General features: G+C 35.0%; 22 protein-coding genes. 8 read left to right on the top strand and 14 right to left on the bottom strand.

Annotated features, from left to right (window positions below; translation table 11 throughout):
- The first annotated feature begins 1 nt into the window (after window position 1).
- Together RTX21_RS12375 and RTX21_RS12370 are read left to right on the top strand one after the other, a co-directional pair.
- Entirely contained in the window at window positions 2-1,381 is a 1,380-nt protein-coding gene (locus RTX21_RS12375; RefSeq protein WP_312768104.1) for a nucleoside permease, read from the top strand.
- A 49-nt stretch (window positions 1,382-1,430) separates the two neighbouring features.
- On the top strand, window positions 1,431-2,000 hold the full coding sequence (locus tag RTX21_RS12370; protein ID WP_312768103.1) for a hypothetical protein: 570 nt from the start codon (window positions 1,431-1,433) through the stop codon (window positions 1,998-2,000).
- 24 nt (window positions 2,001-2,024) lie between these two features.
- On the opposite strand, the gene RTX21_RS12365 is transcribed toward RTX21_RS12370, so the two are convergent.
- The 7 genes from RTX21_RS12365 to RTX21_RS12335 form a co-directional block, all read right to left on the bottom strand.
- Window positions 2,025-2,351 (bottom strand): DUF6804 family protein, encoded by a 327-nt coding sequence (locus RTX21_RS12365; protein WP_312768101.1) that lies wholly within the window; start codon window positions 2,349-2,351, stop codon window positions 2,025-2,027.
- A gap of 165 nt (window positions 2,352-2,516) precedes the next feature.
- Window positions 2,517-3,494 (bottom strand): chorismate-binding protein, encoded by a 978-nt coding sequence (locus RTX21_RS12360; protein ID WP_312768099.1) that lies wholly within the window; start codon window positions 3,492-3,494, stop codon window positions 2,517-2,519.
- Window positions 3,495-3,505: 11 nt separating this feature from the next.
- Window positions 3,506-3,937 carry a hotdog fold thioesterase gene (locus tag RTX21_RS12355; RefSeq protein ID WP_312768098.1) on the bottom strand — a complete coding sequence of 144 codons (432 nt, stop codon included), beginning with the start codon at window positions 3,935-3,937 and terminating at the stop codon, window positions 3,506-3,508.
- Window positions 3,938-3,997: 60 nt separating this feature from the next.
- Window positions 3,998-4,570 carry a 1-acyl-sn-glycerol-3-phosphate acyltransferase gene (locus RTX21_RS12350; RefSeq protein WP_312768097.1) on the bottom strand — a complete coding sequence of 191 codons (573 nt, stop codon included), beginning with the start codon at window positions 4,568-4,570 and terminating at the stop codon, window positions 3,998-4,000.
- Window positions 4,571-4,902: 332 nt separating this feature from the next.
- Window positions 4,903-5,733, bottom strand: a complete 831-nt coding sequence (locus RTX21_RS12345) for a GLPGLI family protein (protein WP_312768095.1) — start codon at window positions 5,731-5,733, stop codon at window positions 4,903-4,905.
- Window positions 5,734-5,831: 98 nt separating this feature from the next.
- A complete protein-coding gene (locus RTX21_RS12340) occupies window positions 5,832-7,556 on the bottom strand; it encodes a PspC domain-containing protein (protein ID WP_312768093.1) in 1,725 nt (574 codons plus the stop codon).
- 4 nt (window positions 7,557-7,560) lie between these two features.
- Complete coding sequence (locus RTX21_RS12335; protein WP_283417446.1) at window positions 7,561-7,902, bottom strand: PadR family transcriptional regulator; 342 nt, start codon at window positions 7,900-7,902, stop codon at window positions 7,561-7,563.
- A 333-nt stretch (window positions 7,903-8,235) separates the two neighbouring features.
- Between RTX21_RS12335 and RTX21_RS12330 the strand changes: the two genes are divergently transcribed.
- From RTX21_RS12330 to rpsO, 6 genes are all read left to right on the top strand, one after another.
- On the top strand, window positions 8,236-9,225 hold the full coding sequence (locus tag RTX21_RS12330) for an SDR family NAD(P)-dependent oxidoreductase (protein WP_312768087.1): 990 nt from the start codon (window positions 8,236-8,238) through the stop codon (window positions 9,223-9,225).
- Between the two features lie 27 nt (window positions 9,226-9,252).
- Window positions 9,253-10,065: an AraC family transcriptional regulator gene (locus RTX21_RS12325; RefSeq protein WP_312768085.1), complete on the top strand. Its 813-nt coding sequence runs from the start codon at window positions 9,253-9,255 to the stop codon at window positions 10,063-10,065.
- A 222-nt stretch (window positions 10,066-10,287) separates the two neighbouring features.
- Complete coding sequence (gene thrA / locus RTX21_RS12320; RefSeq protein WP_312768084.1) at window positions 10,288-12,729, top strand: bifunctional aspartate kinase/homoserine dehydrogenase I; 2,442 nt, start codon at window positions 10,288-10,290, stop codon at window positions 12,727-12,729.
- 90 nt (window positions 12,730-12,819) lie between these two features.
- On the top strand, window positions 12,820-13,749 hold the full coding sequence (locus RTX21_RS12315) for a homoserine kinase (protein WP_312768083.1): 930 nt from the start codon (window positions 12,820-12,822) through the stop codon (window positions 13,747-13,749).
- Between the two features lie 273 nt (window positions 13,750-14,022).
- On the top strand, window positions 14,023-15,369 hold the full coding sequence (gene thrC, locus RTX21_RS12310; protein ID WP_312768082.1) for a threonine synthase: 1,347 nt from the start codon (window positions 14,023-14,025) through the stop codon (window positions 15,367-15,369).
- Between the two features lie 81 nt (window positions 15,370-15,450).
- Window positions 15,451-15,720, top strand: a complete 270-nt coding sequence (rpsO, locus tag RTX21_RS12305) for a 30S ribosomal protein S15 (RefSeq protein ID WP_072999133.1) — start codon at window positions 15,451-15,453, stop codon at window positions 15,718-15,720.
- A gap of 56 nt (window positions 15,721-15,776) precedes the next feature.
- Here rpsO and RTX21_RS12300 read toward each other — a convergent pair whose 3' ends face one another.
- From RTX21_RS12300 to rlmB, 7 genes are all read right to left on the bottom strand, one after another.
- Window positions 15,777-16,076: a type II toxin-antitoxin system RelE/ParE family toxin gene (locus RTX21_RS12300; protein WP_312768076.1), complete on the bottom strand. Its 300-nt coding sequence runs from the start codon at window positions 16,074-16,076 to the stop codon at window positions 15,777-15,779.
- Window positions 16,076-16,324, bottom strand: coding sequence for a type II toxin-antitoxin system ParD family antitoxin (locus RTX21_RS12295; protein ID WP_312768073.1), 249 nt, complete (start codon window positions 16,322-16,324; stop codon window positions 16,076-16,078). Before RTX21_RS12295 ends, RTX21_RS12300 begins: the two co-directional genes overlap by 1 nt.
- A 109-nt stretch (window positions 16,325-16,433) precedes the next feature.
- Complete coding sequence (locus tag RTX21_RS12290) at window positions 16,434-16,847, bottom strand: RDD family protein (RefSeq protein WP_312768071.1); 414 nt, start codon at window positions 16,845-16,847, stop codon at window positions 16,434-16,436.
- 21 nt (window positions 16,848-16,868) lie between these two features.
- Entirely contained in the window at window positions 16,869-19,406 is a 2,538-nt protein-coding gene (locus RTX21_RS12285; RefSeq protein ID WP_312768069.1) for a YfhO family protein, read from the bottom strand.
- Between the two features lie 102 nt (window positions 19,407-19,508).
- Window positions 19,509-19,727, bottom strand: a complete 219-nt coding sequence (locus tag RTX21_RS12280; RefSeq protein WP_312768067.1) for a hypothetical protein — start codon at window positions 19,725-19,727, stop codon at window positions 19,509-19,511.
- Window positions 19,728-19,736: 9 nt separating this feature from the next.
- Complete coding sequence (locus tag RTX21_RS12275; protein WP_312768066.1) at window positions 19,737-20,780, bottom strand: DUF6263 family protein; 1,044 nt, start codon at window positions 20,778-20,780, stop codon at window positions 19,737-19,739.
- Window positions 20,781-20,837: 57 nt separating this feature from the next.
- A complete protein-coding gene (gene rlmB, locus RTX21_RS12270; protein ID WP_312768064.1) occupies window positions 20,838-21,590 on the bottom strand; it encodes a 23S rRNA (guanosine(2251)-2'-O)-methyltransferase RlmB in 753 nt (250 codons plus the stop codon).
- Window positions 21,591-21,617: the final 27 nt, after the last annotated feature.

The raw sequence follows: 21,617 nt of genomic DNA, 5'->3' as shown, positions 1-21,617 counted from the left end.
TATGAGTCTAAAATTACGACTGACTATACTTAGCTTTCTGCAATTCTTTGTTTGGGGAGCTTGGCTGATAACGATGGCGAACTTCTGGTTCGGAACAAAGCATTGGGATGGAACGCAGTTTGGTGCTGTTTTCGGAACAATGGGGATTGCTTCTATCTTTATGCCAACCATTACGGGAATTATTGCAGATAGATGGGTAAATGCTGAGAGAATCTATTCTGTTTTGCAGATTTTATATGGAATAGTGCTTTTCATTTTGCCACATTCTGAAACGCCTAATTCATTTTTCTCTATAATGTTGGTCGCAATGTGCTTTTATATGCCAACTATTGCCCTGACCAATTCTATTTCTTATACGATTCTGAAAAACAGTCATTTGGATGTTGTGAAAGATTTTCCACCAATTAGGGTTTGGGGAACAATTGGGTTTATTGTTGCGATGTGGATCACGAATCTTACGGGTAACAAATCTACGGAAGGGCAATTCTATATTGCTGGTGGTGTTGCGGTTTTATTGGGCTTGTATGCTTTGACTTTGCCTAAATGTCCTCCTCAAAAATTAATTGATAAAAATGCCCCTCTTTCAGAGCAATTGGGATTAAATGCATTTAAGCTTTTTGGAGATTATAAAATGGCGCTGTTTTTTTTATTCTCGATGTTATTAGGAGCAGCGTTGCAGTTAACTAATGCTTATGGCGATGTTTTTTTGAGTGAGTTTGCTCATTTTCCAAAGTATGCCAATTCTATAGTTGTAGAGAAATCTACAATCATTATGTCTATTTCCCAGATCTCGGAAACCTTATTTATTTTGGCGATTCCTTTTTTCTTGAGAAAATTTGGTATCAAAAAAGTAATGTTGATCAGTATGCTGGCCTGGGTTCTTAGATTTGGACTTTTTGCTTATGGAGATCCGGTAACAGGACTTTGGATGATCATACTTTCTTGCATTGTTTATGGGATGGCTTTTGATTTTTTCAATATTTCTGGTTCTCTTTTCGTGGAAACTACGACGGATAAAAAGATCCGTTCTTCTGCCCAAGGTCTATTTATGATGATGACCAACGGTTTTGGTGCTGTGATTGGAAGTTATATTGCTGGTTGGGCAATCGATAAATTCTTTACACTTAAATTTACAACGGCATCAGACCTATCTGCATATTTGGAGACTTCTCCAAATGATTCTACTTTCTTGGGTATTCTTAAAAATTCTTTCAATTCTGTAGTCAATGCAGACGGGACACTATCAAATGTTGTATTTGTGAAAGACTGGCAACATATTTGGCTATATTTTGCGTTATATTCTTTAGTGATAGCTGTGTTGTTTGCTATATTTTTCAGACATGAGCATTCGCCTTCTGATGTTAAAAACATTAATCATTAAATTTCGATGCATATAATGTGTCGATGATAATAAGTGTGAAAAAGAAATTATGAAAAAGACGATCTTAAATTTAACAGTAATATTCTCCATTGCTATAGCTATGATCACTATCAATAGCTGTAGTAAAGAAGAAGATGTAATAAATGATGTAAATATTGATGTCCCGATAGCAATTATTACAAGTACTGAAACCCAGATTCCATTTGCGGTTTCAACGGAGGAAGTAGTATTTCCGGAAATGCCTTTGAATCTTGATATCGAAACAAAAATTAAAGAAAAATTTCCTGCGTTATCAATCAATAATTTGAAATCTGCAAAGCTGTCAAGTTTTAGTATAGACCATCTTTCATCTTCAGATGAGGATATTCTTTTAGACAAAGTTTCAAGTGCCAAATTGTTTATTAAAACCCCTAATCTTTCTGAGAAAGAGATTGCAACTGTTGAAAATAATGTGAGTAAAACCTCTCTTAATTTCACTCCTATTGCTGATATAGAATTAATGGATTATTTAAAATCTTCAGATATAACTTTATTTTTAAAAGTAAAGGGAACCGAGGTTGCTGCGACACAAATGAAAGTAAGGAACAATTCTTCCTTTACCATACAGGTCGGTTTATAATAAAAACTAAAAATTAAAGATGACTTAATGGTCATCTTTTTTTGTGAAATTATTGTCGTAAGGATTTTCTTCTGCAAACAGGATATTCAAGATCATGCCTATGATCACGATCGTATTTATAATCAGCCATAAAATATGAGGAAAAGGTAACGGCAGGAAAGGATTATAAATGATCACCAATATTACAAATATCTTGATATCTATTTGATCTCTTCTATTGAAAGAATCGTAGGCCAGCCAACTAAATCCGGTGAACAACATATAGCCGGCCAATCTGTAAAAAAGATATGGCATACTTAGAAAGCTTAGAATCAAAATTCCTGTTAAAAGTAATTTCAAAAGCTGATTCATATTTCTTTATTTATTGTAAAAATAATAAATTAATATATATAATTCATTTTTAATGAATAGTTTTTAGTTAATTGGTGGTATTGTTATGTGATTTAAAAAAAAAGCTTCAATCATTTTGATTGAAGGTAGCAAAAGAAATATTCAAAGAAAGCTTTTTTTGACTTTTTATTCGAATACAAGATTATTATGGATAGCGAGAGATTTTAATTCTGTTTCTTCCCACTCTTTTTGAGCGTCGCTTTTCAAAGTGATTCCGCCGCCGACAAAGAGAAAAGCATAATTTTTAAAGAAGCTGGCACAACGGAGATTTACGAAATAATAAATAAAATCTTCAGTTTCAACTTTTATGTATCCGGCATAAAATTCGCGATTAAAATGTTCGATACTTTTTATTCCCTGTGCACAAAGCTCTTTCGGAAAGCCACAAACAGCCGGAGTTGGATGTAGTTCGGATATGATTTTATCCAAACTTTCCGGACTTATCTCGGCAGAAAAATCGGTTTTGAGATGCTTGATATTTCCAGAAATCATATCTTTTGTGGAAGACACTTTCAGATCGGATGAGAATTTTTTCAGAATAGATTGTATATATTCTGTAACTGCTTTTTGTTCCTCGATTTCTTTATCGGTCCAGTTTTCTTCTACAGCAAGAGTTCCTGCGACACTCATCGTCTCGAAAGAATTATTTCTTTTGTCAAATTTGCCTAATGCTTCTGAAAAACCGCCCATCCAGATCTCTCCATTTTTTTCAAATAAATAACAAAATGCTGAAGGATAGCTGTTGCAAAATTTCAAAAAACTCTTTGTCATTGATAACTTTTTCTGAGCATCGATATCAAGATACATCAAAAGTTTTCTTCTTGAAAGAACCAATTTCTTTAGCTCATTTTTCTCAATAAAATCCTGAGCTTGTGAGATTTTCAGGGCATAAGATTCAGGTGTTTCTTTAGCGATTTCTATAAAAGAACTTTTACTTTTTGGAGAAACATTTAGATTTTCTATGTCGTCTTTGGATATTGCTTTGATATTTCCTTTGAAATCTAAAATTGTCTTAGTGTCAAAACTTACAAAAGAAACGTTGACGCCTGAAGCATTATCTACAGAGAAAAATTGGTCGTTATCGGGTAATTTGAAAATGAGCATTAACAAAAATATTAAACTTTCCCGACTGGAACAATGTTATTCGTCATGGTTGTGTGATTGATAAGATGACCTTTCTCATCACGGATCTCGATTTGAGAAACATGCATGGTATTTCCTTTGCGGATAAAAGTTGCAGTTCCCGTAACAACTCCATCCCGTTTTGCTCTCAAGTGATTGCTATTGATATTCGTCCCAACAGGAACAAATTTTGAAGTGTCCAGATTAATAAGTGAAAGACAAGAACCCAGTGTTTCTGCTAAAACACAACTTGCACCACCATGAAGTATTCCGTAAGGCTGATGAACACGAGAATTTACAGGCATTGTAGCTGTAAGGTGGTCATCAGAAACATCGGTGTAAGTGATTTCTAGAGTTTCCCCCAGTGTGTTTTTACTCGCTTTGTTGAGCTGGTCTAATATTTCTATTTTTTTTGATTCGTCCATTTACTTAAATTTAAAGCTTGATATATTGATTCTATAACAGACTAAGACATTTAACAGAGATTAATAGATCTGCGGATTCCAGTTTTCAGGATGTTTAGGCGTAATATCATATTCGATATAAAAGTTTTGGATTTCCTCCATGATTTCCTCAAAAGTATGGGTCTCCAATTTTTCATAAGGAATCTTGTAACCAAGATTGATCGTTTTCCTTTTGTAATCTCCACCAGCTAATACAATTGGAACTTTTGCAGCCAAGGCCATATTGTAAAAACCTTTTCTCCATTTCGGAACCCAACTTCTTGTTCCTTCCGGCGTAATTACCAGACTGAAATCATCTTTTTTGAATTCATTCGCTACAAAATTGATCAAATCATTTTTCTGGGAACGGTCTATTCCAATTCCTCCAATTGCTTTCACAATTCCACCATACCACGCTTTTGTATGAGCATCTTTGATAATAACTTTTAGTTTTTTCCCTAATGCCCAATAAGCCAGATTTCCAAGGATATATTCGCTATTATCGGTGTGAGGGGCAACTACGAGAATACATCTGTCAAGATTATCTGCATCGCCTTGAAGGACAACTTTCCATCCAATGATTTTAAGAATGATTTTTGCTAAGATTTTTTTCATATGCGGCTTTTCATTGTTTTTATTTGCCATACGTAATCGCTATCTATCAAACTGAGTTTCGTATTATTTGATGACGAGCGATTTCATAAAAAAAAGTATAACCTAGTGGTTATACTTTACAAATTTACAAAATATGTTTATTCTTAAGAAATATCTAAGTATTCTTTGCGTCTCAAAACAGGTTGCTGATGAAATCTACAATCTTGATTGCGATTTCTAATACTAATTGTATCATTTTTGTAGTTTTTTGTAATTAGAAGTTTATTTCTTGAACAAATTTAATAATAATTTTGCTTCATGAATAATTAAAGCGTTAAAGTTTTATTAAATTATCAATTCATTACAGGATATTTCACTGCATTGGTCAAATCCAGAGGATTGTAATTTTTTGCAATGTGATTCTGCATAACTTTTGCCATTTCTTTGAACTGGTCTTTGCTTGTGATTTTGGTTCCTCCAACCTGGAAAGTTCCTGGTGGGACATCATCAAATTTTTCTCTCAGTTCTTTCATCGGGTCATTGTAAAACTGAAGCATCATTTTGTGAAGGTCGGCGATTTTTACGTTCAATGGTTTCTTACCTCCGAAAACTTCAAGGAAATCCGATGTATCGTAAGTTTTTTCCAGTTTTTGACTTTTTACCAATTTGAAGATAAAATTATCTTTGTTGTCATTCAGTTCGAAAATCAATCCTGGCAATCCTCGGAATTTGTATGGGCCTTCTGAGATGTTCACATCTTTGCAGAACCAAGCTGTCCAATGTCTTCCCCCGAAATCAGTCGTGGCTTTTTGAAGTGTATATTGTCCTGAGGTTTTGGTCTCGTTTTCCAGTTTCCAATCCATTTTATCTTCGGTTGTATAAGAGAAGTAATCCATCATCATTTCGTAATTGGTGTTCTGATAGGAATTTTTATTTCTCTTTACAGCTGGTGTTCCATTCCAATTGTAGTTTCTTCCTCCTTTTTTGTTCAGAGAATCATTGATGATGTTCTCATAATGATAGAATTTTACATCTTTTGGATTGATATCGAGAGCCATATTTACATTCCTGTAATCTGTGGCAGAAGAATCTGGTTTGAATTTGTACTCGTAAATGAAACGATGCGTTTGCGCTTTTGATAAAGTGGTGAAGAATATCAAAAGTAAAATTGTATAGATTTTCATATTAATATTTTGTGAGTTGGTGCGATTTAGAAGAACTAGGAGAAAAGCGGAAGTCCGAAAACTTTTTATCCGCTTTTCAACTAATCCACTCTCAATTTTTAGTTAGTTTTAATATGGATTTCTTTTTTGCCATCTTTGATATTGATGTTCATATCTTTGAAGCTTTTTTTCACCTGCTGGTCAATTTTCATTCTTTCTAAAACCACATCTGCAGAATCTTTGGAGTAATTTTTCCCGTTGATTTTTACAGAGTCGTTGTCATCAGAATTATATTCGATAGTCGTCCCGTTGATGTTGATTTTGTTTTTCTCGACTGTGATTCCATTACTATTATAATTGTCATTTTCGTGGTCGTCTTCATCTTCTCCATCATCGCCGCGAGTGTTGATCTCGTATTCTTTTTCGTTGATGATTTTCATTTTTGAAGGAACTACCAACTCATAATCCAATCTGTAATCTCTGAATCTGTATTCATAAGGATACTCAAAATAATTTGGAAGAAGAATTCTGTTACCTCTGATTTCCACTGGAACTTTCATCTTAAGAGGTTGGTTGTAACCTTCTGCTTCTTTTTTGATGATGATGTAAGGCGTTTTTATATCGTCTCTTCTCGTGATTTCCACACTTGGGTAATCTCTTTTGTAGATTGTCGCCTTATCAGAATAGATATTATTAAAATAAGTATTGAAGTTCTCAGGGATATTTACCTTTTTGCTATCAAGATAGATAGTGTCATTTGGAGCAGATATCGATACGTTTTCATAATCTTGATTATCTCCGCTATATCTGAAGTTGAATCTCGATGCACTCGCAGCCAAAACTCCGATCAAAATAATCCAGATGATTCCTAATGTTCCTAGAACTGGTCCAACATAATTGAACTTTGTCTTTGGAGAGAATAATTTGATTGCTAATAATAAGAATGCTACTCCGAAAATAATGGTTGGTAAAGCTGCAATCGCAAGCAACAGATAACCAAGGTTGTTCTCCTCAAGATAGAATCCAAGATTATTATCCATCCCGAATTTGTCTGAACCATAAGCAAACATCATTGCAAACAAACCGATGAAACAACCTGCTGCCATTAGTGAAAGCAAAACAGCAAGACAATATTTCAGAACCTTCAAGAGAGAATCGCCTGCAGAACCAACTTTTGGTTTGTTCTCATTATAGATTTCTCCTGCTCTAGTCGTTGTCTCATTGGCAAACTGCACTATTTTGCTGGATTCTTCCTTTAAGTTGTCAAAGTTCAAAGGTTTTCCTTTCATCTTCAAAAAATCAGAAGCTGATTCTGCTTTTGGTAAAACTGCCCAAAGGATGAAATACAGAATTACTACTAAGAATGATGAGCCTGGAGCTACCCAAAGGAACAAAAATGCGCCAACCCAGATCAATCTCATCCATGTGATATCCATTCCAAAGTAAGCCGCTAAACCTGCGCAAACACCGGCAATCTTTTGTCTTTCCGGGTCACGGAACATTTGTTTTTGAGAATTGCTGCTGTAAGAATAACTGCTAGAAGATTTTGATTTATTTTGTTTTCCTTCAGAGAAATAAGCTTCTTCCTGCTCATCAATTTGTTCAGGTGTTCCGATTTGAGCAATTACTTTTTCAACATCAGAATCATTGATTACATCTCTTTTGGAAAGTGTTTCTTTGAAAATCTCGACCATTCGGATTTCAATGTCGTGCATTACTTCGTCTGCTTCTGCTGCGTCTAGAGAATTTCTCAAGGCACTCAGATAATCGCTGAGCTTGATATAAGCCTGTTCATCTATCATAAAAGAGAACCCTGCGAGTGCTATAGATAATGTCTTGTTCATAATATTAGTTTTGAGAGTGAGAGTTTTTTGTAATTTGGTTCACAGAGTCTGTCAGTTCCTGCCAGGTAGTTTGTAATTCTGCTAGGAAGAGACTTCCTTTTTCAGTGATCTGATAATACTTTCTTGGCGGTCCGCTTGTAGATTCTTCCCATCTGTAAGCGAGGAACTCGCCGTTTTTCAATCTTGTAAGGAGAGGATAAAGAGTTCCTTCCACTACATCCAGTTTTCCTTTTTTGAGAGATTCTATCAGATCGGAAACATACATTTCGCGTTGCTGGATCAGACTCAAAATACAGAATTCCAGAATTCCTTTACGCATTTGCGCCTTTGTGTTCTCGGTATTCATATTAATTGTTTGGTTTAAATTCAAATAATTGTAAAGTTTAATGTTCTTACTTTCTTTAAGTTTTAAGTCAACTTCGAACCCGCTTCTCTAACTTTACATTGCAAAGATATGTAAATAGAATGGTATTATGCAATACAAAGTAGTAAATATTTTCTAAAATAAAACTTAATATATTGATTATCAGTAATAAAATTTTAATTTATGAATTTCACTAATATTAATTATTTTCAAAACTATCTTAATTTAGGACGTTTAAACAAACCTAAATAAGACGTTTAAACAAAATTGTTGATGATTTTCTGTTCTAATTTTGCTTCAATAAATATTTAAATAATGAATAATTATCAAGGCACATTACAAAAGCCGATTAATTCTGGCTTTAATGCAAAATCAACAACAGAAGAAGTAATCAAAGGAATTGATCTCGAAGGAAAAATCGCAATTGTAACAGGAGGAAATACTGGAATTGGATTAGAAACAGTTAAGATATTATCAAAAGCTGGAGCAACTATAATTGTTCCTGCAAGAGACATCGAAAAAGCAAAGAGAAATCTGGCTGGAATTGCTAATATAGAATTAGAAGAATTAGATTTAGCAAATCCTGACTCGATTGATAAGTTTGCAAAAAAGTTCTTAAAGTCAGAAAGACCGCTTCATTTATTAATTAATAATGCCGGAATCATGTGGGTTCCGCTTCGTAGAGATGATCGTGGTTTCGAATCTCAATTGGCTGTAAATTATCTGGCTCATTTTCAGTTAACGGCAAGATTGTGGCCTGCATTAAAAAAAGCAGAAGGAGCAAGAGTTGTGAATGTTTCTTCCGGAGGACATCAATTCTCTGATTTTAATTTTGAAGACCCGAATTTCCTCAATAGAGAATATGAAACATTGCTTGGATATGGACAATCGAAAACTGCAGTTAATCTTTTCTCAATGGAATTGGACAATCGTGCAAAAGAATTTAATGTCAGAAGTTATGCTCTGTGTCCGGGCGCAGTCGGCGAAACGGAATTAGGGAGAGAAGCACCTTTGGATTTATTTCAAAAGTTAGGTTATGTTGATTCCGAGGGTAATCTTTTACCGGAAGTTAAGGCTTCTCTGAAAACCATTCCCCAAGGTGCTGCAACAACCGTTTGGTGTGCGACAAGTCCTTCACTTAATGATTTGGGAGGAGTCTATTGTGAAAATGTTGATGTTGCGGAGTTGAGTTCCGATGTGAAAATTATCGGTGGAATCAAAACATATTCTTTGGATGAAAGCAACGCCAAAAGATTATGGAAATTGAGCGAAGAAATGACAGGAATTCCATTTGACATCAATTGATATTTGTAACTTTGTGTGAGAAGCATTATGGATTATCAAGTTAATTATATCAACCCGGAAATCAAACTTTCCTGTTACGAAGGCAAGTTGTTCAAGACAGAAACTGCATTTGAAGACCATTTGCTAGTTTGGTTGATTTCTGGCGAAACCAAAATTATTCAGGCGGACGAAAGTTTTATTTTCGGCGCAGGAAGCACTTTTTTGATTCCAAGAAATCAGCTAGCGACGATAATCAATTATCCAAAAGACGGACTGCCTCACAAAGCGGTTGCAATGCATTTGTCAGCTAAAAAGCTTAGGGGATTTTATAAGGATAATCATACAAAGTCAAAGTTTACAACGGAAAAAATTATCAGTTTCGAGAAACATCCACTATTGGAAAGCTGTTTGAATTCTTTGATTCCGTATTTCGAAATGCAAAATAATTTCCCGGAAAATATTGCGTTGCTGAAAATCAATGAAGCAATTAATATTCTCAGGACGATTGATGGAAACATAGATTCTGTTCTTAATAATTTTGAAGAACCGGGAAAAATTGATCTGATGACTTTTATGGAGAAGAACTTTATGTTCAATATGTCCTTGGAGAAATTCGGATATTTGACGGGTCGAAGTTTGACGACTTTCAAAAGAGATTTTTACAAAGCATTTAATTCTACGCCTCAAAGATGGCTGACTAAAAAACGTCTGGAATTGGCACATTATGAACTTGCCGAAAAAAACAGGAAACCTATTGATGTCTATTATGAAATTGGCTTTGAAAATTTGTCGCATTTTTCTTTTGCGTTCAAGAAGCAGTTTGGATATGCGCCGACAAAGCTTATATCAAATATTCAATAAAAATCAAAAATTGTTGAATAAAAATTTGCAGATGAGAAATGTTTTCATACTTTCGTAAAAGATTTACATAATGATAATGAATTTTACAACCACAACAACGATTTCTACAACAACTACAATTAGTAGCTGCAGAAAGGTGTGTTTGTGATATTGTGAAAATTAGATAATTAACAAAAGCCTTTCTGAATTCAGAAAGGCTTTTTTGTTTTTAAAATATAACGAATGAAAATATTAAAATTTGGAGGAACTTCAGTCGGAAGTGTAGAAGCATTGAGAAATGTAAAATCAATCATTGGAAAAGAATTTAACAAAAACGAACCTTTAATTGTCGTCTGTTCTGCTTTGTCAGGAATTACCAATTCGCTTTTATCAGCATCAGAAGAAGCTTTGAAACAAAACGATTTTTCTGAAATACTGAAATCTGCGGAAGAAAAACATTATCAGATTATTTCGGAATTATTGCCAAGAACGGCTCAGAATCCATTATTGATGATGGTAAAAGTAAGTTTCAATGAGATTGAGGATATTTTATTCAGTGTCAAAAATCTGGGCGAATTATCAGATAGAATCAAAGATAGGCTGCTTTCTTATGGGGAACAGATGTCGAGCAAGATTGTTTCTGTATTCTTACAATCCGAAAATTTTCCTGCAGTTTTCCAAGATTCGAGAGAATTGATTTCAACTGATTCTCATTTCGGAAATGCCAATGTCGATTCAAAAAAAACAAATGAAAATCTCAAAAATTGGAAGCTTGGAAATCAAATTTATGTGGTAACAGGTTTTATTGCTAAAGATAAAAATGATGATGCAACAACTTTAGGCAGAGGAGGTTCTGATTATACTTCGGCGATTTTAGGCTCAGGTTTGAAAGCTTCCGAAATCCAAATTTGGACAGATGTTGATGGTTTTCTAACTGCCGATCCGCGATTGGTGAAAAATGCTTTTTCTCAACCTGAACTCAGTTATCAGGAAGCGATGGAAATGTCATATTTCGGTGCAAAGGTGATTTATCCGCCAACAATGATTCCGGCGATTGAAAGTCAGATTCCGATTTATATTAAAAATACTTTTAAGCCGGAAAGTCAAGGAACTTTGATTCACCAGAAATCCGAAGTTTCCAAAGGTCTTATCAAAGGAATTGTCTCGATTGAGAAAACCTGTCTCATCAATATTACCGGAAACGGAATGATTGGAATGCGCGGTTTCAGTGGAAGATTGTTTAATGCTTTGGCGAGATATGAAGTTAATGTTATACTGATTACACAGGCGAGTTCGGAGCACAGTATTTCGTTTGTCATTGCTTTTTATGACGAGAAAAAAGCAAGAACAGCAATCTATGAAGAATTTGAATTTGAAATCAATTCCAACAAAATCGATGAACCGCAGTTCGATAATGAATTAAGTATTATTTCTGTTGTTGGCGAGAATATGAAGAAAACGAGAGGAATCAGCGGAAAGTTTTTCAGTGCTTTGGGCAAGAACGGAATCAATATTATTGCGATTGCACAAGGCTCATCAGAACTTAATATTTCTGCCGTGATTGAAAGAAATGAACTTTCAAAAGCTCTTAATGTTGTCCACGATTCACTCTTACTTTCACCTGTAAAAACCTTCAATGTGATGTTCGCAGGAACAGGAAATATCGGGAAAGAATTGTTCCGACAATTGGAAAGAGAGAAAAAGAATTTAGCTGAAAATCATCAGATCAAAATCAATGTTGTAGGAATTACCAACAGCCGAAAAATGCAGATATTTGACAATCCCGAATCTAATTTTGATTCAGAAGATAAAAGTGAAAATTCTCAAAAAGCAAATTTGAAAGATTTTATAAATTCTATTTCAAATAAAAATTTACCGAATCTAGTTTTCGTTGATAATACTTCCAGCGAAGATATTGTGAAACATTATCCTGATTTATTCAGCAATAATATTTCAGTTGTTACCTGCAACAAAAAAGGAAATTCGTCTTCATACGAGCAGTACAGCAAATTTAAAAGACTGGCGAAAAAGAATAATGTCAATTTCTTATATGAAACCAATGTCGGCGCCGGACTTCCAATTATCAAAACGCTGAATGACCTTTGGATTTCCGGTGACGAAATCCTGAAAATCGAAGCCATCCTGTCAGGAACGATTTCTTACATTTTTAATAATTACGTTGGCGATAAAACTTTTGCTGAGGTTGTAAGAACTGCCCAGGAATTAGGTTATACAGAACCAGACCCGAGAGACGATCTGAACGGAATGGATTTCTCCAGAAAAATGCTGATTCTCGGAAGAGAAATTGGCTTGCCATTGGAAATGTCAGATGTCAGCATCAAAGATTTCCTTCCCGAAGCTTGCCTCAAAGCAGACTCCATTCCTGCATTCTATGACGAACTTGAAAAACACGAATCTTACTTTTCATCATTCAAAAATGAAGCTGAAAATTCGGGCAGAAAACTGAGATTAATTGGTGTTTTGGAAGACGGGAAAATCAACATCGAGGTTCAGATTGTAGATGCTAATCATCCGTTTTTCGGATTGTCGGGAAGTGATAATATCATATCATTCACGACTTCCAGATATAAAAATACACCGTTGGTTGTAAAAGGTCCGGGCGCAGGCGCGGAAGTGACGGCTGCCGGTGTTTTTGCAGATTTGGTAAGAGTTACAGCACAGTAAATCATAAAATATAAACGATAATTGATAGTTGATTGCAATTCATCGTTTTAATAAAAATCATTTATCAATCATCATTTATCAATTATAAAAATGGATTCTATAAAAGTTTTCGCTCCCGCAACTGTCGCAAACGTAGTTTGTGGCTACGATATTCTCGGTTTTGCAATAGAAGAACCAGGCGACGAAATCATCCTGCGAAAGAACGATTCCAATCAAATCATCATCACAACAATCGAAGGCGATGGCGGAAAACTTCCCAAAGACCCAGCGAAAAATGTGGTTTCCCACGTCATCAGATTGTTTCTCGAAAAAATAAATTCCAACCAAGGAATCGATATCGAATTGTATAAAAAAATGCCACTTAACAGCGGAATGGGTTCCAGCGCAGCCAGCAGTGTTGCAGCTTTGGTAGCGATTAATGAATTAATGGGAAAACCCTATTCAAAACAAGAATTGTTGCCACTTGCAATGGAGGGCGAACGAATCGCCTGCGGAAATGCACACGCCGATAATGTTGCGCCCGCACTTTTAGGCGGTCTGGTTTTAGTAAGAAGTTACGAACCGTTGGATGCACTGAAATTGTCTTATCCAAAAGATTTGTCGGTGGTTTCTGTTCATCCGCACGTGGATGTTCCGACTGGCGAGGCGAGGAAAATCATCAAGGAAAGAATCAGTTTGAAATCTGCTGTCCAGCAATGGGGAAATGTCGCAGGTTTGATTGCTGGATTTTGCACCAACGATTTGGATTTAGTAAGCCGAAGTATGGAAGATGTCATCATAGAGCCAGTTCGCGCAATGTTAATTCCGTATTTTTATGAGATGAAACAGCTGGCTTTGGACAATGGCGCAATTGGTTTTGGGATTTCAGGTTCCGGTCCTTCGGTTTTTGCCTTGTGTGAAAACAAAGGAACAGCGGAAGAAATTTCATTGAAAATAAAAGAATTACTTAATCAGAAAAATATAGAAAGCGAAGCGTTTGTAACCAGAATCAATGATGAAGGCGCGAGAGTTATTAATTAAAATAATTTGGGCAGCTTAATCCGCCTTCCGTTCCCGCTTTTTTGTCATTGCGAACGAAGTGAAGCAATGTGTTGCACTTTTGTACAATCGCAATAACAAAAAGAGCTCCACTCAAGTCGGGCTGCAGATTCAACGTAAAACAAGTTTTTTTCTCAAACACAATTTTGTCATTCCGTAGGAATCTAGACCGCGGAGATTCCTACGGAATGACAAAAGAACTTTAAAAATCAAATGCAAATCCATAAACTGTCAACCAACAACAACCAACCAAAAATGAAATACATATCAACAAGACAACAACAAGAAACCAATATAAAAACTGCTATTCTGAAAGGTCTGGCAGATGACGGAGGTCTTTTTATGCCGGAATATATTCCAAAATTAGATTCTGAATTTTTTAAACAATTGCCAAATCTAACATTGCAGGAAATCGGTTTCCGTGTAGCAAGGGAATTTCTCGGCGATTCTATTTCGGACGAAAATTTAAAACAAATCATCGATGAAGTTTTGAATTTTGAAATTCCAGCGGTGAAAATATCGGAAAATATTTACTCTCTGGAATTATTTCACGGGCCAACAATGGCCTTCAAAGATGTTGGCGCAAGATTTATGGCGAGAATGATGTCTTATTTCTCGGAGGGAAAACCAATGAAAGTGATTGCCGCAACATCCGGCGACACGGGAAGTGCTGTTGCATCGGGGTTTTTCGGCGTTCCCGGAATCGAAGTTTATATTCTTTATCCGAAAGGAAAAGTGAGTCCGTTGCAGGAAAAACAACTGACGACTTGGGGCGGAAATATCAAAGCGTTGGAAATCGATGGCACTTTTGACGATTGTCAGGCTTTGGCCAAACAAATTTTGTCCGACGAGGAACTGAATCAAAAATTCACTTTGACATCAGCTAACAGTATTAATATTGCGAGATTGATTCCACAGTCATTTTATTATTTCTGGGCTTTTGCGCAACTTAAAAAATTAGGAAAACCAATTGTTTTTTCTGTTCCGAGCGGGAATTTTGGGAATTTGACAGCCGGGCTTTTTGCTAAGAAAATGGGATTGCCAGTTCATCAATTCATTGCTTCGACCAATGAAAATGATGTAGTTCCAAAGTTTTTAGAAACAGGAAATTATGAAGCAAAACCTTCTAAGCAAACCATTAGTAATGCAATGGACGTAGGAAATCCAAGTAATTTTGAAAGGATGAAAAGCTTGTTCAATAATGATGTTGCAGAATTTAAAAAAGAGATTGAATCATATTCTTTTTCCGATGAAGAAACAAAAGTTGCAATGCGAGAAGTTAGAAACGAATTTGATTATACGCTTGACCCGCACGGTGCAGTTGCTTATTTGGGATTAGGAAAATTTAGAAAACCCTTCGACCAAGTTTATATTGAGCACAGTCGAAATATTCAGGATAACAAAGTAGGCGAAGATTTTGTTGGAGTTTTATTAGAAACGGCTCATCCTGCGAAGTTTGTAGAAGTTGTGGAAGATGTTCTGAAAAAGGAAGTTAAAATTCCAGAAAAATTGGAAGCATTTAATAGAAAAGAAAAGCAATCTGCGAAATTTCCAGCGGATTTTGAATTGGTGAAAAGTTATTTGATAAAAGAGAGGCGGTAATTTTTGATTTATGGTTTCTAATTCGAAAAATAATCCTATCTTTGCACCCGAATTACATAATAATCATTAAACAATATTGGAATGTATTTAACAACAGAAAAAAAAGCAGAAATTTTCGCAAAGCACGGTAAATCTGCACAAGACACAGGAACTGCTGAAGGACAGGTTGCTCTATTCACTTTTAGAATCAACCACTTGACTCAGCACTTGAAAGCTAACCACAAAGATTTCAACACAGAAAGATCTCTTGTAAAGTTAGTAGGTAAAAGAAAAGCTCTTTTAGATTATTTGAAGAAAAAAGATATCAACAGATATAGAGCAATTATCGCTGAATTAGGAATCAGAAAATAATTCCAAGCTCACGCAAAAAATTAAAGCAACTCAATTTTGGGTTGCTTTTTTTGTTTTTAATCGTTTAATCTCGAATTGATATCCATTTGATGATGAAGAATCCGGATAATTTCGATTTCATTTTTTTCTTCATTGATTTTATAAAAAATAAAATGTGATTGCGCTTTTGCTTTCCAATAATCTTTTCTGATGTGGTTAAAATCTTTACCAGATTTAGGATTAATGCATAAATTATTTATTTCTGAAATAATTTGACGATAGTACTTGTTGGCCTGTTCTTCCGACCATTCAAAAAAAGTATAATACCAAATATTTTCTAAATCATTTTGAGCTTTTTCACTAATGGAATAATTCATTATTTAGTCAGATATTTTTTGTGAAGACTTTTTAAGAAATTTTCCGGTTCAAAATCTTTTACAAATCCAGAATTTTCGCCTTCTTCAAGAGCTTTAATCAGATGTTCTTTTTTATTTTCTTCGTGTTCAAAAGTTCTAAGAGCTGCTCTTACCACTTCGCTTACAGAAGAATATTTTCCACTTTTTATTTGTTGGTTAATAAAACTGTCAAAATAATCTCCCAATAAGATGGATGTATTTTTTGCCATAATGATTTTATTTATAATTCAAATATACCAAAATTTGGTATTATAGGCAAAAAATTAATCAACTCAATCAAGTTGTCTTAATTTTAAAATTATCATATTTATTAATGATTTATTGGTCTTTTACAACTTTTGTTTTTGCAAGTAAGTCTCCTAACCGTTGACTTTCGTCTGAATTTTTGATTATAATTATTGCTACCAATCCAAAAAAGAACATATCTAAAAAATCTACAATATGTCTTAAGAAGGATTGTTTCAAAGTAATTTTATTTTCAGTTTGTAAATCAACAGACTTTAGTCTGACAATGAAATTTCCTAATGTAGAACTGAAATATGTTTCGATAATACAGAAATATACAAACCAAAAAAATAGGATAGGTAAGGTTTTGATTCCATTTACCGTATATGCTCCTTCATCATTTAAACTGCCAAAATTATAGATGTAATAATAAGTTAGAGAAAAAATAATCGAATAGTCGATGAAACCGGCAACAAATCTTCTGAAAATATACTTTTCATTTTTCACCTGATTAAATTTTAAGTTCTGTTAAGCTTCCGCAACCTCAGACTTCCGAGAATCCTTTACCAAAAAATAAATCCCAACCAAACTCAACAAAACAAACAATCCAAAACTGATTAAAGAAAATAATTTTCCAGTTTCTATAACAGCCGGCTCGAATTTCATTTCGATTTTATGTTTTCCTGCAGGAACATAAAGCGCTCTCAAAAGATAATTCGCTTTGATGTAATCTACCTTGCTTCCATCCAAATAAATATTCCAGCCGTATGGATAATAAACTTCTGAAAATACTGCTAATTGAGGCGTTTTAGAAGATGATTCAAATGATAATTCGTTGGGTTGATACGTTTTCAAATCCAAAAACGCCGTTGAGTCTTTCACCAGATTTTTTCCATTAAAATAAGCTTTGTCATCTTTGGAGATCACTGCCACTTTTTTGGTGTCAACATTTCCTATTTCTTTCAGTTCTTCGTTTGGATTGTCCACGAATTTGATGTCAGAAACAAACCACGCATTTCCGTTGGCCTCAGGATTTGGAGTGATTTCTGGTTTTTGCTGGTCGCCAACGAGGAAATATTTGGTGTTCAGCATATTCAGGATTCTAACCGTTTTCACCTGGTCGGTTGTCGAGAAATATTTGTTGATAAGGTCATCATATCTTCTCAATTTTACAGCGTGATAACCACCAATCGAAGATTTGAAATAAGACGTATTTGTCTCGCTGAAAGTTGATAGAATGTTATTGAAAATCCTGTAATGGTCTTTATCTTTTTCAGCAATCGTTTGTAAAGCTTTGTTAACTTCAGTCTGTTGCAAAAGACTTTGAATAAAAGAATCGTTGCCCGCTTTGCTCATCAGATATTCCGAATTTTCTGTCTGGAAAGGAGAATCAGCAAAAGTTTTATCGACGAAATTATCATCATTCAAATAACGTCTGTTAACCGTCCAAAGATCAAACAAACTCACGAATCCGATAATTAATAAAACAATATTGATATTCAGTTTTTTCTTTAATCCTAAAAATAATGCGCCTGCTGTAATCAAAACATAAACAATCGCTTTGATTGCATCGGCTTGAAACATCGATGCTCTTTCACCTACCAAATAATCCAGTAAGAATGGCGGAAGATAAGTTTTCTCATTAGCCGTATAAAAACCTAAAATTCCTTTTCCGAAAAGAGTCAAAATCAATGTGATTCCGAGAACTGTTCCCGAAACGTAAAGCAAGATTTTCTTTTTATATTCTTCAGTTATATTTTCATCAGTAAAGAATTTGTACAATCCAAGAATCGCAATTAATGGAAACAAAAATTCTACAACCACCAAGATAGAAGATGGTGCACGGAATTTATTATACATTGGAACATAATCAATGAAGAAATCTGTAAGAACAGCAAAATTGCTTCCCCAAGCTAAGAAGATGGTTAAAATCGAAGCGCTTAAAATCCAATATTTGTACTTTTTTCCGGCAAAGAAAAATCCTAAAACTGCCAAGAAACAAACTACTGCACCTTGGTAAGCAGGTCCGGATGTGCTCGGTTGGTCGCCCCAATAAGTCAGGCTTCCAAAACCTCTCGTCATCATATCGTATTCCTGTTGAGATTTGATGTTTTCCTGAGCCAGTTCCTGTACTTTTTCCATCATTTTGTCCGAACCTTGTTCCTGACTTCCTCCACCCATTAATCTAGGAATAAATAAGTTAAGGGTTTCCAGTTTTCCGTAGCTCCACATTGTGATGCTTTCTTTGTCCATCCCAGATTTTCCGGCAGTGTGAGAACTTGTGTTAAGGATTTGCTTTCCACGAACGGTTTCTTTCACATATTCTGCATTCGCCATAATTCTTTGGGAATTCATTCCAACACCGATAATCACTGCCACTCCGACCAATCCTGACGAAATCAGGAAATGTTTCCATTCGATTTTTCCTTTGATGGCTCTTATCAATTCGGACAAGAATAAAAACCCAAGTCCAAGGAATAGATAATAAGTCATCTGAGGGTGATTGGCGCAAATCTGCAAACCAGCAAAAAGCGCTGTGACAATGAAGCCAAGAATATATTTTTTCCTAAAATAGACGAGTATGATTCCGGCTAAAAGTGGTGCGAAATAAGCAATCGTATGAACCTTTCCATTGTGTCCAGCCGCAATAATAATGTAGAAATAAGTGGATAATCCGAAGAATGTTGCGCCTAATAAAGCATATCTCCAATTTCTAACGGCGACCATTCCCAAAAAGAAAAATCCGGCAAATAATAAGAATAAATAATTCGCAGGTTTTGGAAGGAACAAAAACAGATCATCTATTTTTTTGATGACATCGCCGCGGAATTGTGCTCCCGTCTGATAGGTCGGCATTCCGCCGAACATTGCATCGCTCCAATAGGTTTCTTTGTCATTATTTGCACGGTATTGTAACAATTCTTCTGCGCCACCTTTGTAAAATACGATGTCGTGCTGCATCAATCGTTTTCCTGAGATGACAGGATTGGCATAAACTACCGCCAGCAAAATGAAAATGACAAGACTTGCAAGAACGAATATTAGATTTTTGTTGTTTTTGAACATACAATGATTGCTTTAAATTTTCGAATTCCAAATTTAATATTAAAAAACCTTTCAGACTCAAAAATCTGAAAGGTTTTGTATTTATTTTAATTAAGATTAAAACTAAGGTTTTTTCTCTTCCTTTATTTCCTCATAATCTACAGTTTCCGCATCCCATTTTACCTTTTGATTAGGCATTTTTTTAGTGTTGGTTTGCTGTTGATTTTTAGGATTCAATGTTGGGAAGTTCTTATAAAATGCATTGAAAAACAATCTTTTCAAAATATTCCAAACAAAGAATATAATAATAGTTGCTAATATGAATTCGAAAATGTATTTCATTTCCTGATTTTATTTGTAAGAAGGATTAATGATGATAGACGTTGTAGAGTTTTTCGTCATACTTTGTGTCTGTTTTCCGTCTGACAAAGTTTCTTTCTGATTGGTTTTCACAGAAAGATTCTGATTCAGAAGCCAACCTGTATTTTCGTCAATGATGATCTTTCCGCTTTCAGAACCGCCCATAGTCATACTGTGAGTCATTCCGTTTTGACTCTGTTTATCAGATTTAGTAGGAATTACACCAGTTACACTGATCTCTGCTTTTCCATCCTCAACCTTTACCAAAGTGAAAGTCAAAGTCTGTTTCAATTTTCCGCTTGGGTCGATATCCTCAGAAGTGGTCCATTTTTCTCCGATTTTTGCACCTTTTGAAGGTATCAATTTAAGGTTTTTACTCAATTGTTCCTTCATCATTTCTTCGTTGAAACCAGCTTTAAAGCTTTCTACAAAAGCATCCTGTTGCTTGGTATCTTTTACAGTTCCAGCAATTGATTTTCTTAGATTATTTTGAACAGCTTCAAAACCTGTAATGGATTTGATATTTCCATAAACGTCCATCTTTACATTCAGTTTGTTGCCTGCCAAACCTTTGCTCACGATATAATCCATTCTTAGATTTTCTTCTTTTGGAGCCTCTTTTTTGGTGTCGATGGCAACTGTTTTTCCATTAGCTGTTGTTGACATTCTTTTTCCAACCATATTCAATGTCAGATCATAGATATTATCTTTGAAATCGTTTACAGTTATAGACATTTCGTCTGTTGTTTCACTAGTTCCAGAAACTGTTTTTCCATCAGGCGAAGTTAGCTGCTGAATTTCTCTCTGATAAGAAACTAAAGGATAAGTTATTCCTTTTTCCAGAATGAATTTCTGTTTATAAATCCCACTGCTGTCAGCAATAGCTTTTGGTTTTGCAGCTTCTTCCGGAGAAACTTCTATGGTTACGGTTTCTGTTTTTCCCGTTTTTGGGTCAACTCTTGTAACGGTTTTGGTTTCCTTTTTACAAGCTGTTAATGTTATTGCGATTAGCGCAAGCGCTGTTATTTTTTTCATAAATGATATTTGATAAATGAATAAAGCTAAATTGATTGATCTATTAATTATTCATTTTTAATTATTGATTATCTTCTGTCTCACGGCTTCATAAAGAATTGCGCCACACGCTACAGAGACGTTCAGAGACTGGGTTTTACCTTCTATCGGAAGTTTTATTTTTTCATCGGAATGATGAAGCACTTCTTTGGAAATTCCTGTTTCCTCATTTCCCATCACTATTGCGCACGGTTCTGTGAAGTCTGCATCGTATATCAATTTCTGCGCCTTTTCTGTCGCCGAGAAAACTTTGATACCACTTTGTTGTAAGAAATCGACCGAATGCGCCAAGTTCTTTTCTTTACAGATCTTGATGTTATAAATAGCACCAGCCGAAGTTTTGATAGCATCCGAATTAATTGGTGCGCCACCTTTTTCCGGAATCAAAATAGCATCGATTCCCACACATTCTGCAGTTCTGCAAATCGCACCGAAATTTCTGACATCGGTCAATCTGTCAAGAATCAGGATGAAAGGTGTTTTCCCTTCCTCGAAAAGTTGAGGTAAAACATCTTCAATTTTGTAGAACGGAACATCAGAAATGAAGGCCACTACACCTTGGTGGTTTTTCCTAGTAAAACGATTCAGTTTTTCTACGGGAACATAGTTGGGACGCAGATTATGTTTTGCAAGAAGTTGTTTTAGTTCGATGTAGATCTCGCCCTGTAAAGCATTTTGAATAAAGATCTTGTCGACTGTTTTACCAGCTTCCAGAGCTTCCATCACAGGCCTTAATCCGAAGATGAAATCATCTTTTTTCTGTTCGTTCATTTATAAAAATTTGTTTTGCAAAAGTAA

The organism is Epilithonimonas sp., assembly GCF_032054305.1.
Taxonomy (GTDB): Bacteria; Bacteroidota; Bacteroidia; order Flavobacteriales; family Weeksellaceae; genus Epilithonimonas.
The sequence above is the reverse complement of the archived record's forward strand: the minus strand, read 5'-3'. Positions and strand labels throughout refer to the sequence as shown.